Origin of the sequence: Enterococcus sp. DIV1375a (assembly GCF_051712205.1) — a bacterium.
Lineage (GTDB): Bacteria > Bacillota > Bacilli > Lactobacillales > Enterococcaceae > Enterococcus > Enterococcus faecalis.
In genome coordinates, this window is the sequence record NZ_JBIOOM010000001.1 from 235,184 (window position 1) to 248,839 (window position 13,656).

General features: G+C 38.6%; 14 protein-coding genes. 8 read left to right on the forward strand and 6 right to left on the reverse strand.

Annotated features, from left to right (window positions below; all coding sequences use genetic code 11):
* Nucleotides 1-52 precede the first annotated feature (52 nt).
* The 5 genes from IGJ63_RS01245 to IGJ63_RS01265 all read left to right on the forward strand — a co-directional run bounded on the left by IGJ63_RS01245 (nucleotide 53) and on the right by IGJ63_RS01265 (nucleotide 5,903).
* Nucleotides 53-1,420, forward strand: a complete 1,368-nt coding sequence (locus IGJ63_RS01245) for a TrkH family potassium uptake protein (RefSeq protein ID WP_010816275.1) — start codon at nucleotides 53-55, stop codon at nucleotides 1,418-1,420.
* A 20-nt stretch (nucleotides 1,421-1,440) separates the two neighbouring features.
* The gene (locus IGJ63_RS01250; RefSeq protein WP_002355211.1) at nucleotides 1,441-2,604 is read left to right on the forward strand and encodes a cation:proton antiporter; all 1,164 of its coding nucleotides are present in this window, start codon (nucleotides 1,441-1,443) and stop codon (nucleotides 2,602-2,604) included.
* A 128-nt stretch (nucleotides 2,605-2,732) separates the two neighbouring features.
* Entirely contained in the window at nucleotides 2,733-3,173 is a 441-nt protein-coding gene (locus tag IGJ63_RS01255; RefSeq protein WP_002379040.1) for a CopY/TcrY family copper transport repressor, read from the forward strand.
* 15 nt (nucleotides 3,174-3,188) lie between these two features.
* The gene (locus tag IGJ63_RS01260; RefSeq protein WP_002419239.1) at nucleotides 3,189-5,675 is read left to right on the forward strand and encodes a heavy metal translocating P-type ATPase; all 2,487 of its coding nucleotides are present in this window, start codon (nucleotides 3,189-3,191) and stop codon (nucleotides 5,673-5,675) included.
* A 21-nt stretch (nucleotides 5,676-5,696) separates the two neighbouring features.
* Nucleotides 5,697-5,903, forward strand: coding sequence for a heavy-metal-associated domain-containing protein (locus IGJ63_RS01265; RefSeq protein ID WP_002355215.1), 207 nt, complete (start codon nucleotides 5,697-5,699; stop codon nucleotides 5,901-5,903).
* Nucleotides 5,904-5,946: 43 nt separating this feature from the next.
* On the opposite strand, the gene IGJ63_RS01270 is transcribed toward IGJ63_RS01265, so the two are convergent.
* Both IGJ63_RS01270 and IGJ63_RS01275 read right to left on the reverse strand, forming a co-directional pair.
* Nucleotides 5,947-7,317 (reverse strand): PH domain-containing protein, encoded by a 1,371-nt coding sequence (locus tag IGJ63_RS01270; protein WP_438745815.1) that lies wholly within the window; start codon nucleotides 7,315-7,317, stop codon nucleotides 5,947-5,949.
* Entirely contained in the window at nucleotides 7,317-7,706 is a 390-nt protein-coding gene (locus IGJ63_RS01275) for a GntR family transcriptional regulator (RefSeq protein WP_002358356.1), read from the reverse strand. The genes IGJ63_RS01270 and IGJ63_RS01275 overlap by 1 nt, the downstream gene beginning before the upstream one ends.
* 149 nt (nucleotides 7,707-7,855) lie before the next feature.
* Here IGJ63_RS01275 and IGJ63_RS01280 point away from each other — a divergent pair, with 149 nt between their 5' ends.
* Nucleotides 7,856-9,184 (forward strand): aminopeptidase C, encoded by a 1,329-nt coding sequence (locus IGJ63_RS01280; protein WP_002358357.1) that lies wholly within the window; start codon nucleotides 7,856-7,858, stop codon nucleotides 9,182-9,184.
* Between the two features lie 44 nt (nucleotides 9,185-9,228).
* Here IGJ63_RS01280 and IGJ63_RS01285 read toward each other — a convergent pair whose 3' ends face one another.
* Both IGJ63_RS01285 and IGJ63_RS01290 read right to left on the reverse strand, forming a co-directional pair.
* A complete protein-coding gene (locus tag IGJ63_RS01285) occupies nucleotides 9,229-9,849 on the reverse strand; it encodes a flavin reductase family protein (protein WP_101731654.1) in 621 nt (206 codons plus the stop codon).
* A 21-nt stretch (nucleotides 9,850-9,870) separates the two neighbouring features.
* Nucleotides 9,871-10,845 carry a ring-cleaving dioxygenase gene (locus IGJ63_RS01290; protein ID WP_002355221.1) on the reverse strand — a complete coding sequence of 325 codons (975 nt, stop codon included), beginning with the start codon at nucleotides 10,843-10,845 and terminating at the stop codon, nucleotides 9,871-9,873.
* Nucleotides 10,846-11,110: 265 nt separating this feature from the next.
* On the opposite strand from IGJ63_RS01290, the gene IGJ63_RS01295 reads away from it, so the two are divergent.
* Both IGJ63_RS01295 and IGJ63_RS01300 read left to right on the forward strand, forming a co-directional pair.
* Nucleotides 11,111-11,467 carry a DMT family transporter gene (locus IGJ63_RS01295; RefSeq protein ID WP_002386054.1) on the forward strand — a complete coding sequence of 119 codons (357 nt, stop codon included), beginning with the start codon at nucleotides 11,111-11,113 and terminating at the stop codon, nucleotides 11,465-11,467.
* A complete protein-coding gene (locus IGJ63_RS01300; RefSeq protein WP_002361148.1) occupies nucleotides 11,464-11,775 on the forward strand; it encodes a DMT family transporter in 312 nt (103 codons plus the stop codon). The genes IGJ63_RS01295 and IGJ63_RS01300 overlap by 4 nt, the downstream gene beginning before the upstream one ends.
* A gap of 95 nt (nucleotides 11,776-11,870) precedes the next feature.
* Here the strand turns inward: IGJ63_RS01300 and IGJ63_RS01305 are convergent, their stop codons facing one another.
* Nucleotides 11,871-12,917, reverse strand: a complete 1,047-nt coding sequence (locus IGJ63_RS01305) for a chitinase (protein ID WP_033601260.1) — start codon at nucleotides 12,915-12,917, stop codon at nucleotides 11,871-11,873.
* A gap of 42 nt (nucleotides 12,918-12,959) precedes the next feature.
* Entirely contained in the window at nucleotides 12,960-13,544 is a 585-nt protein-coding gene (locus IGJ63_RS01310; protein ID WP_002355225.1) for a lytic polysaccharide monooxygenase, read from the reverse strand.
* Between the last annotated feature and the right edge of the window lie 112 nt (nucleotides 13,545-13,656).

Consider the following 13,656-nt stretch of genomic DNA (forward strand, 5'->3'; position numbering starts at 1 on the left):
CTAGCCGTTTGTGTTGTTTTTGATTGACAAAGAAATGGTAGAGGAGAAAAAAATGAAACATCAGATCAAAAGAAGGTTGTATATTTCACCTGTTCAAACAATTGTCTTAGGCTTTTTTCTATTAATTGTTGTAGGCACAATCTTATTAATGATGCCTTTTTCTGCACAAGCTGGACAAAAAACGCAATGGATTGATGCTTTTTTCGTGGCAACTTCCGCCGTCTGTGTTACAGGGCTTTCGCCTTTGAATACGGCGGAACATTGGAGTCCTATCGGGCAAGTTATTATTATGATTTTGATTGAATTAGGCGGCTTAGGCTTTTTAACCGTTGCCACGATTTTCTTTAGTTTGCTACGGAAAAAAGCGTCACTAAGTGTACGGATGTTGTATCAAGAAGCTTTAAATGTTAGTGAAGTTTCCGGAGTTTTTCGTTTAATGAAATATATTATGAAGTTTGCGGCCATTATTCAATTACTTGGAGCCTTCTTGTTGTCCTTTCAATTTGTGCCAACATTTGGGTGGAAAAAAGGGATGTTTTTTAGTCTCTTCCATGCCGTTTCGGCATTTTGTAATGCTGGCTTTGATTTGCTAGGGGATAGTATGGTTCCTTATCAAAATTCGCCTTATCTTTTACTAGTCATTAGCTTTTTAATTATAGCTGGTGGTTTAGGATTTATTGTGTGGCGCGATATTTTTGCAATGATTAAAGGTTATAAAAATAGAATTAAGCACCGTGTTAGTATTCATACACGTCTTGCTTTAACGGTGACCGCCACCTTTTTAGTCTTAGGGACCGTTATTTTTTACATTTCGGAATATCGCCATTTTCCAGCTGACATGTCTTTTTGGCAGCGTCTTGTCAACAGTTGGTTCTTGTCGGTTACACCAAGAACGGCTGGCTTTTATTCAGTTGATTATTTGAAAATGAGTAATCCAGGCCTGATTGTCACGATTTTGTGGATGTTTATTGGTGGCACTTCAGGATCAACCGCTGGCGGCTTGAAAACCACTACGTTTGGTGTGTTATTTTTACAATTTCGTGCGATTTTTAAAGGGAAACAGCGAGTGGAATTCCATGAACGCACAATTCCTGAGCGAGTAGTGCTCCAAGCGTTTACTTTGTTCTTCTTGGCAACTTTTTTATGTGTAACTGCTTCGGTTATTCTCTCGTTTACAGAAACATTACCTTTAAAAAACGGGATTGAGTATATCGTTTTTGAAGTGGTTTCTGCATTTGGAACGGTTGGTTTAACAATGGGGTTAACACCAGATTTAACTGTTTTTGGTAAACTGGTGATTATTTTTCTAATGTTCGTCGGTCGTGTGGGTGTGTACACGGTGTTATTGTCATTAATTAAGAAAGGCTTGGAAAGTCAGTCGAAAGTTCAATATCCAAAAGAATCAGTGATGATTGGTTAATAGAGAAAGAGGGAAATAGAATGGAATTTTTAGGTATTTTATGTTTGATTTTAATTACAACGACTTTAGCAGGTGTTGCTTGTAAAAGAGTAGGAATTCCTGCGGTAATTGGGCAATTGCTAGTAGGGATTGTGTTAGGTCCAGCGATGTTAAATATTGTGCATCAAGATGTGTTTGTGCATGACTTTTCAGAAATTGGTGTCATTATGTTGATGTTTATTGCTGGAATGGAATGTGAATTGGAATTATTGAAAAAATATGCGAAACCTAGTGTCATGGTTGCTATTTTGGGCATCGTTTTACCGGTTGGTTTTACTATGTTGATTGGTCAGCTGTTTGCTTTTTCTTGGAAAGAAGCTTTTTTCCTTGGGTTAGTTTTAGCAGCAACGTCGGTCAGCATTTCAGTAGAAGTATTAAGAGAGTTGAATGTTTTAAGTAGTAAAGAAGGTGCAACGATTCTTGGAGCTTCTGTCGTTGACGATATCGTGGTCGTGATTATTTTAAGCGTCGCTGTCGGCATGATTGGTGCAAGTACAGGCGGCAATACAGAAGTCAGCTTTATTGTTAAGTTAATTGAACAAGGCTTATTCTTTATTGGGATTTTCTTTTTGGTCCGCTTTATCGCTCCCTATTTACTACGTTTAAGTCAAAAAATGAACATTGGGTCGTCTGTTATTATCATGTCATTGATTATCTGTTTGGGCATGGCTTATTTGGCTGATTTAGTTGGTTTAAGTTCTGTCGTAGGTGCCTTTTTTGCAGGGATTGCTGTGGGACAAACGGATGCAAAAACAGAAATTGATTTCAATATTGAAGCTATTGGCTATGCCGTGTTTATTCCCGTCTTCTTTGCCAGCATTGGCTTATCAGTGACATTTAACACGTTAGGAAAGGATTTACCTTTTATTTTGGTAATGACGATTATGGCGATTTTAACGAAATTACTGGGCGGCGCCTGGGGAGCGAAAATGGTTGGTTTCTCCAATACAAGTTCTTTAATGGTCGGTGCTGGGATGGTTTCGCGTGGGGAAATGGCATTAATCATTGCGCAAATTGGCTACCAATCTAAATTACTTTCAGAAGCGTATTATACGAGCATGATTGTGGTAATTATCTTAACGACCTTAGTTGCACCGTTCTTGTTGAAATACTTTGTTAAAAAACAAGAATCTGCGTTGCAATAAAAAAAGATGAGCAGAAGTTGTTGACAAAAAAATAAAATAGCTATATGATGAGTTCAAGATAAACGACTACGTTTGTAGTCAATAACCTTGAACTCTTTTTTTATTGATGAAGGAGGAATTTAACGAGTATGGCAAAAGATAAATTAGCGACAATTACAGATGCAGAGTGGGAAGTCATGCGGGTTATTTGGACCCAAGGCAAGACCACGAGTCGTGAAGTGCATACACTTTTAAATGAGAAGAAAGAATGGAAATCAACGACCGTCAAGACGTTACTAAGTCGTTTAACAGATAAAGGGTTAGTTGGGACGGAGAAAGCAGGCAATAAATATATTTATTATCCGCTAGTAGAAGAACGTCAGAGCGTTGAAACGGTGGCAGATGAACTTTTGGCCAAGGTGTGCAGCCGTAAAGTTGGTTCCGTGGTAGAAACAATTTTAACAGAGAGTCAGTTGAGTTATGACGATTTGGATCGATTAGAGGAACTCTTGAAAGAGAAGCGCAAGACGGCGGTTGAATCCGTCCCTTGCAACTGTATTCCTGGTCAATGCCAATGTCATTTAATTTAAAAAGGAGTGAAAAAAATGGAAAGTAAAACGTTTGATATTGAAGGGATGAGCTGTGCTTCCTGTGCCCAAACGATTGAAAAGGCTACGGCGAAGTTACCTGGGATGGCAAAGGCAAGTGTCAATTTAGCTACGGAAAAATTAAGTGTCACGTATGATCAGACGGAAGTCACAGAAGAAGAAATTAAGGAAGCTGTGTCAGATGCTGGCTACAAGGCGATTAGCCCAGCCCAGCAACGAACGTTTGCGATTGAAGGAATGAGTTGTGCTTCCTGTGCCCAAACGATTGAAAAAGCTGTGAACCAATTATCTGGTGTTCAACAAGCGATTGTTAATTTAGCCACGGAAAAACTGGTGGTTAGTTATGACGACCATCAAGTAACGAGTGCTGAAATTATCAAAGCAGTTACGGATGCAGGTTATCAGGCGACAGAAGAAGTCGCTGCAGGTGCAACAGCGGACCAAGATCGTGAAAAGAAACAAAAACATATTGCTGAGATGTGGCAACGTTTTTGGATCTCAGCGGTGTTTACAGTGCCACTTCTTTATATTGCGATGGGACACATGGTAGGCTTACCATTGCCGGATTTGTTGAATCCAATGACACATGCGACGACCTTTGCAATGGTTCAATTGATTTTGACGTTACCCGTCCTATATGTCGGCAGAGAATTTTTCACAGTTGGTTTTAAAGCGTTATTTAAAGGGCATCCAAATATGTTTTCTTTGGTAGCTTTAGGAACCAGTGCTGCTTTTGTGTATAGTTTATATGGCACAGTCATGATATTCTTAGGAGACACAAGTTTTACAATGGCTCTTTATTATGAATCAGCGGGTGTTATTTTAACTTTAATTACATTAGGAAAATATTTCGAAGCTGTTTCAAAAGGGAAAACCTCAGATGCGATAAAAAAATTAATGGGTTTAGCACCGAAAACTGCCCATATTTTACGTGATGGCGCAGAAATTGAAGTGCCAGTTGATGCTGTTCAGTTGGATGACATTGTGATTGTTCGCCCAGGAGATAAAATCCCTGTTGATGGAGTGATTGTTTCAGGCAGTAGTTCTGTGGATGAAGCCATGTTAACGGGCGAAAGTTTGCCTGTTGAAAAGAAAGTCGGTGATGCAGTAATTGGTGCTAGCATCAATAAAAATGGCAGCTTTCAATTCAAGGCAACAAAAGTGGGAAAAGAGACGGCCCTTGCCCAAATCATTCAATTAGTGGAAGATGCGCAAGGCTCAAAAGCACCGATTGCACAATTAGCTGATAAAATTTCGGGTGTTTTTGTCCCAATCGTTATTGGTTTGGCTGTTCTTTCTGGCTTGGCTTGGTTCTTTTTAGGACAAGAGTCATGGATTTTCGCTTTGACAATTACCATTTCTGTGTTAGTGATTGCTTGTCCTTGTGCGCTCGGCTTGGCAACGCCGACTGCGATTATGGTGGGGACAGGTAAGGGCGCTGAAAATGGCGTTTTAATTAAAAGTGGGGATGCTTTAGAAACCACTCACAAAATTCAAACAATCGTGTTTGATAAAACAGGAACTATTACAGAAGGCAAACCGGTGGTTACGGATATTTTAGTTGCTGATTCAGCACTTTCAGAAGCTGAGTTACTAACATTAGCAGCTTCTGCAGAACAAGGATCAGAACATCCTCTAGGTGAAGCAATTGTGGGAGCGGCTAAAGAACGTCAATTGCCATTAGCAGAAGGAAGCGATTTTTCAGCGATTCCAGGTCATGGCATCCGTGTGACAATCAACGAACGAGTCCTACTTTTGGGCAATATAAAATTAATGAAAGAAGAAGGCATTGAGCTATCAACGTTTGTTCAACAAGCGGATCGTTTGGCAGAAGAAGGGAAAACCCCAATGTTTGTGGCAAAAGATGGTTCGTTTGCGGGTATCATTGCGGTAGCAGATACTGTGAAGGATAGCAGTCAAACAGCCATTGCACGTTTGCATAAAATGGGGATCGAAGCCGTGATGATTACGGGAGACAACAAGCGTACTGCAGAGGCGATTGCGAAACAAGTAGGTATCGATCGTGTCTTAAGTGAAGTTTTACCAGAAGATAAAGCGTTAGAAGTGAAAAAACTACAAGCAGAAGGCAAAAAAGTTGCGATGGTGGGTGACGGGATTAATGATGCACCAGCACTTGCCCAAGCAGATGTGGGGATTGCTATTGGTTCAGGCACAGATGTTGCAATGGAATCGGCCGATATTGTGCTAATGCGTAGTGATTTAATGGATGTGCCTACAGCAGTTGAATTAAGTAAAGCGACCATCAAAAACATCAAAGAAAATCTTTTCTGGGCATTTGCCTATAATACATTAGGTATTCCAGTGGCTATGGGTGTGTTACACTTATTTGGTGGACCTTTGTTAAGTCCGATGATTGCAGCAGCAGCTATGAGTTTTAGTTCAGTCTCTGTCTTACTAAACGCTTTACGCTTAAAAGGATTTAAACCTTCGACGGTGAAAAGAACTAGTGGAAGTCAAAAATAAAATTGAAAAGGATGAAGTGAAATGGAAAAAACAGTAAAAATTGATGGGATGAAATGTGATGGCTGTGTTCAAGCGGTCACTGAAAAATTTAGTGGAATTGACGGCGTAACGAATGTTGCGGTTCACTTGGCAGATCAAACAGCCGTTGTGACAGCAGATCGTGAAGTAAGCCAGGATGAACTGAATACCACGTTGGCAGATACAAAATTCAAGGTTGTCAGCGAATAACAAAAAACAGGGCCTACCATCATGAGTAGGCCCTGTTTTTTTGTTATGGAAGTTTTGCTTTGATTTCCTGATAAATCTTAGTCGTTTCTTGACCATCACGCGCAGTATAATAATAAACTTTCTCCCGCGTTTCTATTTTCAGAATCGGATGACTTTTTGTATAAATTAGTAAATAAGCAGGTTTTCCAGCGACTTTGAATTCTCCTGTTAAGTAACTATCTGTCGCAGCACCCATTGTGCGGATGCGTTCTTGAGGTAAGTCATCAATCAAAGAAACAGCAGTGATTTGGTTAAAAGGAATTGACCTTGTTTTTGCTAATGGGGCAGATAACTCAATTTGTTTCTTTTCAATAGTTGCTTGAAAGGCATGACTAGAAAAATCATTTATAAACATTGGTACTGTGGCAAAGAACAGCACTGCAATCGTTAAAATACCAGTAGCGGCTAGAATAATTTTCCCAGCAGGCCGTCCTAGGTTAATAGATAAATTCATACCAATGCGATCAGGAACCATGATTTTGGGGTCCTTTGGATTGATATAAATCCCATACCGCCAATATTGATCATCATCCCCATAGCGATAATCGCCAGCCTGTAAAACGAATTGATCTTGTTTTTTGCGCATTGAAAATAGGTAGTAGAAGAGAAAGCCTACATAAACAAACAAAAGAATAAAATAACAAAAAGTAAGGGCCATCGCAACCGTATAATCAATTACAATTGTGAAAGTTGGTAAAATGGTTAGCGGTGCAAAAACTAAGGCGGATAAAACCATTAAAACAGACCAATGATGCCGAAATAAGTCATTGATTTGCTGATTAATTTTTGAGTCGCTAGTTAGCGGTTTGACAGGTAAGCGCGCAATAAAATAATAGCCGCCAATGAACAAACTTAACATCAAAACAGTAATTAAGAAAAGAATCCAGGAACCAATCGCCGTTTGCAAGGAATAAAAGCCCCCAGCAAAAGTAAGAATAATCGCAGGTAAAAACCACCAAAATGAAATAAGTTTCTGGTTTTTATTTAAAACTAATTGCGTATCGATTAAGAGAGGACGTTTAGGCAACAACCAGCCGCTTTGCATTTTTAAAGCGGCCATTTTGCGAATATAAACAATTTGCAGATAGTAGCCACTGCCAATAAAACTAAATAAAAGTAACAGAAAAAGGAACAATAAAATCGAATCATAAGGAATAAATAACAAAGGTAAACTAAGAACACTAAAAACAGCTGCTAGTTGAACCAAGCGTTTTTTATAACGTTTTCGGATTGCTTGAACGCTGGGATCTTGTAGTTTATCTTCTGGTAAAGTATTTTCCAAAATAATATTTTTGTGAGGATTTGCATAAATCCCCATAGTAAATGCCATAAAAAAAGCGACAGAAACTAGGATGAAATAAAAGAATACCGCCATTATAATGCACGCCCTTTCGAATCAAAATTTTGATAAATTTTCTGAATAAGTGCTTGGATTTCTGCTTCGGATTGCTGATGTAAAAAACTTTCAGCCAACAGAAGTTCTAAACGCTCATGCAATTGCTGTTGCCAAACAGCGGTAGCAGGTAACTTTGCGGCAATTTTGGTGCCGTTACGACGGTCAGTCACAATATAACCTGATTGCTTTAACTTATTATAAGCTTTTGAAACAGTCATCATATTGACCCCGATTTCGTCCGCCAATTGTCGGATAGAAGGCAAACTTTCATTGGGAACCAGTTCACCTTTGGCAATGCCTACAATGATTTGATCAATGAGTTGCTGATAGATGGGCTGTTCGCTTTGTTCATCTATTTCTAAAAGCATCGAATCACTCCTGTCTTATTTGTGCTATCTGTATTATATACACTAATACAAAAAGAGTTGGAAAGCAAGGAATTTAGAGTAAATGGTTGTTTCTACTTAAAGAGAAGCATATAATGAAGAAGAACGTAAAATGAAAGGACGATGAAAATATGACAGCAATTGAACCAAAATTAACAGAGAAATTCCATCAAGATTTCTTGAACAATAATAAACAAAATGCCTTACAACGTAGTGTAGTAAAAAATGGTATCAGCGCTTCAGGTGAATCTGTACAAGGAGCCGTGAATAACGTACCCGTCTTTTCAGTCGACTTAGCTACTGGAAAAGTGGCCAATCAAAAACAAAGCGGTCGCTGCTGGATGTTTGCGGCATTAAATACATTTAGACATAGAATGTTAAATGCGTTTCAATTAAAAGATTTTGAATTATCACAAAACTATACATTTTTCTGGGATAAATATGAAAAATCAAATTATTTCTATGAAAATATTATTGCAACAGCCGATCAACCGTTGACTAGTCGTAAAGTGGCCTTTTTATTAGCTACACCACAACAAGATGGTGGGCAATGGGATATGATCGTTTCAATTTTTGATAAATATGGCGTAGTGCCTAAAACGGCAATGCCTGAAAGCAGCAACAGTTCCAATTCACGTGATTTAAACAACTATTTAAATAAAAAATTACGCAAAGATGCAACAATTTTACGTAGTTTAATTGAAAAAGGCGCTTCTGCTGAAGAAGTCCAAAAAAACAAAGAAGCAATGTTACAAGAAATTTATAATTTCTTAGCAATCTCTTTAGGAACGCCGCCAGAAACCTTTGATTTTGAATACCGTGACGAAGAAAAAAATTATCATTTGGATCAAAATCTAACACCGCAAACATTCTTTGAAAAATACGTTGGCGTTAATTTACATGATTATGTAAGTATTATTAATGCTCCTACAGAAGATAAACCCTTCAACAAAACATACACTGTTGAAATGTTAGGGAATGTTGTCGGCGGCAAAGAAGTTAAATATTTAAATGTAGAAATGGCTGCTTTCAAAAAATTAGCTGCTGCACAATTGGAACAAGGCGAATCTGTTTGGTTTGGTTGTGATGTCGGACAATCTTCAACACGTGACACAGGAATTATGGCATTAGATGTTTACGATATGAACGATCTTTTTGATATTGATTTTACGATGACTAAAGCAGAACGTTTAGACTTTGGTGAAAGCTTAATGACACACGCCATGGTTTTAACAGGTGTTGATATCGTTGATGGTCAAACAACAAAATGGAAAGTGGAAAATAGCTGGGGCGAAAAAGTCGGTGAAAATGGCTTCTTCGTCATGAGCGATGCGTGGATGGACGAATACACTTATCAAATCGTTGTGCACAAAGATTTATTAACTGACGAACAGAAAAAAGCTTGGGAACAAGCGCCAACTGTTTTGGCACCTTGGGATCCAATGGGAGCATTAGCATAAAACAGAAAAAGAAGGCCCCCGCCGTCATGGCGGGGGCCTTCTTTTTACGTTGGGCGGCGAACTTCACGGATTTCGCCCAATGTTGTATAATCATTGCCTGCTAAACGAGCAATCGGTTGGAGTTTTTCAGGTAAAATGTACTGATGTTCTTCATCGAAAACGGCTGAATCAAAATAGAAATCGGTAATTTCTACAATGAATAAATCCGTAATAATTTGACCTTCATGGTTAGCAATAGGTACATATTGATGTAAGCGAGCTTCCATCCGAATCGGCGCGACTTTGATTGCTGGAACAGTAACAGTCTGGCTGGCAATGGTTTCAATACCGAATGTGTCAATTTCACTGATCTCTGCTGCTAAAGACGCCGAAGTCTGATTCATTTGAGTAAGAACGTCTTCGTTAACGAAATGGATGACAAGTTCTTTAGTAGCCAAGATGTTTCGTGCCGTATCTTTAGGCTCTTTGTCTGGTCGTAAAATGGACAACGTTGCTAAAGGAATTTCAGCTGCCGCCGCATTAAAGAAACTAAAGGGAGCAGCGTTGACGACACCTGTAGCTGTATCTTGTGTTGTAACCCAAGCGATTGGCCGAGGAATAATACTTCCTGATAAAAATTTATACGCTGTTTTTGCAGATAACTCGTTACTATTGTAATGAATCATAGGAACCTCCTAGAAAAAATACTAATTTCTTTGAACATTCGCATCTGAAGTATCGAAAGGACGCACAAATTCTTCAATCCCTGCCCGTTTTGGTTCTAAAAATGGCGGTAATGATAATTTTTCACCAGCGTGTTCATAGGTTTCATCCTCTAAAAAACCAGGACCATCGGTTGCCAGTTCAAATAAAACATGTGTTGCTGCCAAGAAATATTCAGATTTAAAGTAAAAACGTTCCACAAAGCCAGAATTAGGAAATTCCAAACGATTAATTTTTTCAATCCAGAAACGTAGTGCTTCCTCATCGGCAACGCGCAAGGCTAAGTGATGGACATTGCCGTAGCCTTCTTGGGCCGCTGGCAAATCTTCTCGATGCTCTACGATAATGCTGGCACCATTCCCACCTTCGCCAACTTCAAATAAATGGAAACTACCTTCAGCATCAATCAATTTGAATCCTAAAACTTCAGTTAAAACTAGTTGCAGATGTTCGTAATTTTCGACAGTTACAAAGGCTGGACCTAAGCCGATTAAAGCATGTTCACTAGGGACGTTAGATTTTTTCCAAGGCGTGCCGGCTGCAACACCTTGGTTCTTTTCATCAGAAATAAGTTGGTAACGTTGATTGTCAAAATCTTCAAATTCTAAATACTTTTTACCAAAACGTTCTTGAATTTCTCCATGATCAATTGCATATTCATTAAAGCGTGATACCCAGTAATCCAAAGCAGCATCATCTTTTACACGGAAGGAAGTACGAGAAATTGTATTCGTTCCTTTGGTTCCTTTAGGTAAGCCTGGGAAGTCAAAGAAAGTCATGTCTGTTCCGGGAGAGCCGGCATCATCAGCAAAAAATAAATGATATGTTTCAATATCGTCTTGGTTAACAGTCTTCTTAATTAAACGTAGACCTAAAATATCGGTGAAAAAGTGATAAATTTTTTCAGCACTTGAAGTCATGGCAGTGACGTGGTGTAAACCTAAAATTTGTGTATTCATAATAAAAATCCTCCTAAAAGAAAAATAATTTTTTAATTAAATAACTTACTAAAAGTAAGTTTAAATGATTAGTCCTAAAAATGCAAAAGAAATGTCTCGAATTCGAACTATTATTTTTTAGTTGATTTTTTTTAAAAATAAGAATATAATAGCCTGAGATATTTTAATACATAAACTTTCGTAAACATCGCCGGATGCTTGCGACTAAAGTGTTAATGAACAGTTCTTAGGCCATAGCTGAACTGTTTGTTGGCACTTTTTTTGTTTGGAAGGGAAGGAAAACAAGATGAGTAAAGCTTGGTTAAAAGTTATTTTTGGCGCTTTTTGTGAAGTGATTTGGGTCATTGGCATGAAGCATAGCACAACATGGTGGGAGATTTTAGGGACAGTAATCGCAATCTTTATCAGTTTCTATGCGCTGATTAAAGCAGGAGAGGAATTGCCAGTCGGTACAGCCTATGCTGTATTTGTTGGCTTAGGTAGTGCTGGAACTATTGTGACAGATCATTTTTTATTCCACACACCATTGGGCATAGGAAAAGTTCTTTTTCTGTTGCTGTTATTAATAGGTGTAATTGGCTTAAAAATGGTAACTGGAAATAAAGAGGAGGAAACAAGATGAGTTGGTTATACTTAGTTATTGCAGGCTGTTTTGAAATTTTTGGCGTAGGTTCAATTAAACTATTTACAACAAAAAAAGACTTACGTTCATTGTTAATTTTAATTCTAGCGTTTAGTGGTAGTTTCTTATTCTTATATTTAGGGATGAGACAATTACCGATGGGCGTTTCTTATGCGGTTTGGACAGGAATTGGTACAGCAGGAGGCGCTATTTTAGGAATGCTCTTAGGTGAATCAAAAGATCCACGCCGGATATTTTTTATTTTTTTAATCATTGTTTCTGTGATTGGTTTAAAATTAATTGGTTAGAAAGCGAGAGAACATTGTTTGGATTATTGAAAGACAGGTGAGTAAAATTTAAAAAGAGACAGAACCAAATGCGGTGTTCTGTCTCAAAATAGCTTTTATTTTACGAGGTTACTATAACGTGTCGCAAATTCATTGTTGTAGGACTTGCCGTTGACATCTTGACCAACGTCCCAATTTGAAGACCAAGTCATTAAGCCACGGATAGGATTACCGTCTTTTGCTAACTGATCAAAAGTTTTGGCTACAGGGGTAGCCTCAACAACATAGCCACTACCAGCAGCATCCCGATTTGCTGGTAAACCAAGGACTAATTTATCGTTTGGTATCTGTAGATAGCCGCGTGTGCCATGGATTAATGAATCAGACATATAATAGAGGAACTCGTATTTTAGAGCATCGTTGCTTTGAGCAACCCAAGTCATAATTTCATCAACCCAGACACCGTCGCCGCCTTGGTTATATAATTGTGGGGCAATGTAATCATAATAACCATTTAGGGAAGTAATGTATGTTTCATAAGCGGCACCAGGTTTTAAATAAGGGAATTCTGGCGCCATCGTAATGATGAAATTTTTTCCTTGTGCTCGATAATGGTCTTTGACTATTTTCAACGCAGCAGGGATAACGGTTTGGTTGTCGCCAGCAGTAATCGCCAATTGCTCTAAATCGATGTCTAAACCATCAAAGCCGTATGTTTCCACTTGACGAATGATTTCATTCGCAAAGGCTTGTTCATCGCCTTTGACTAATTGAATATGTGCATCTGCTCCACCAAGTGCCAATAAAACTGCGCGACCTTGACTATTTAATTGTGCGACTTCTTGTCGGAAGGCAGTGTCCGTTTGGTTATAAGGCTTGAACGTAGGAATCCGTGTCAGACCATCGCTTTTCATGAAGGAAACCGGTACGACATTGTAGGCTTGATTTACTTCTGAAAGGTTCAGTGATGCTGATGTTCCTTGTTTGTAACCATCGCGTCCTTTTGAGGCCCAGTTATGCCAATATCCAACCAACACTTTTTTGCCAGAGATATCTACCATCGTATCCGCAGCATCTGCAGAAGCTTGAGTAGGCGTTAACCACAAGCCAACTGCTACGGTTGAAAGAAGGAGAAAAGCAGGAATTATTTTTTTTAACTTCATTTTTTGAGAACTCCTTTAATTTAGTTTAAGATGTGAGTGTTTTTACTGAATGTTCACATCAATCGCTTGGTAAAAGGCGTTCACCGTATCACCAATGCCCCAAACAGCGTAAATGACATGATAACCTTTGCGGTCTGTCGGAATATTAATTGTTTGTTTAACAACTTTATTAGGAACTTCTTGTTTGCCGTCGATTGAAGCAATTTTGTCGAAGTTTTTAATGTCTAATGGTTGATTGGGATTCCAGCCATTTTTAGTAATATAGTAATCCCAAGAAGCAGTTCTATGTTGGGCAGTTAAGTTCCAAGTGATGTCAAGGGGACCTGTGGTAATGTTTGTTTTGTGCCAACGAGTAGCTGTTTGTTCATCCAAAGGTTCAAAACCTGAGACACCTGCACTGGCTAATTTACCAGTAATAAACGTATTTTTGGGCGCTTCGATACTTTGAGGTTCCCATTGTGCACGACCAACATTTGTATTTAAGTTACCACCAGCAGAACTACCAAAGAAAGCACGACTTCCAGGACTTGCTACGTAACCATGAGCCTCCGAAACAGTAGGGGCCAATGCAGCGCCACCTAAAACAAAACTAAAAGCCAGGACGATTGTTAATAAACTCTTTTTCACGAAAAAAACCTCCTAAAAAATTATTTTGTATGCGCTTACAGATAGGAATATAACATAATAATCTTTCGGATACAAATAATAAGAAATGTTATTTTTAAAAATAAAACAATAT

Bases quoted from the DNA above. Each gene is read 5' to 3' on its own strand.
- IGJ63_RS01245 (WP_010816275.1), top strand. From the start codon at position 53: ATGAAACATCAGATCAAAAGAAGGTTGTATATTTCACCTGTTCAAACA.
- IGJ63_RS01250 (WP_002355211.1), top strand. From the start codon at position 1,441: ATGGAATTTTTAGGTATTTTATGTTTGATTTTAATTACAACGACTTTA.
- IGJ63_RS01255 (WP_002379040.1), top strand. From the start codon at position 2,733: ATGGCAAAAGATAAATTAGCGACAATTACAGATGCAGAGTGGGAAGTC.
- IGJ63_RS01260 (WP_002419239.1), top strand. From the start codon at position 3,189: ATGGAAAGTAAAACGTTTGATATTGAAGGGATGAGCTGTGCTTCCTGT.
- IGJ63_RS01265 (WP_002355215.1), top strand. From the start codon at position 5,697: ATGGAAAAAACAGTAAAAATTGATGGGATGAAATGTGATGGCTGTGTT.
- IGJ63_RS01270 (WP_438745815.1), bottom strand. From the start codon at position 7,317: ATGGCGGTATTCTTTTATTTCATCCTAGTTTCTGTCGCTTTTTTTATG.
- IGJ63_RS01275 (WP_002358356.1), bottom strand. From the start codon at position 7,706: ATGCTTTTAGAAATAGATGAACAAAGCGAACAGCCCATCTATCAGCAA.
- IGJ63_RS01280 (WP_002358357.1), top strand. From the start codon at position 7,856: ATGACAGCAATTGAACCAAAATTAACAGAGAAATTCCATCAAGATTTC.
- IGJ63_RS01285 (WP_101731654.1), bottom strand. From the start codon at position 9,849: ATGATTCATTACAATAGTAACGAGTTATCTGCAAAAACAGCGTATAAA.
- IGJ63_RS01290 (WP_002355221.1), bottom strand. From the start codon at position 10,845: ATGAATACACAAATTTTAGGTTTACACCACGTCACTGCCATGACTTCA.
- IGJ63_RS01300 (WP_002361148.1), top strand. From the start codon at position 11,464: ATGAGTTGGTTATACTTAGTTATTGCAGGCTGTTTTGAAATTTTTGGC.
- IGJ63_RS01305 (WP_033601260.1), bottom strand. From the start codon at position 12,917: ATGAAGTTAAAAAAAATAATTCCTGCTTTTCTCCTTCTTTCAACCGTA.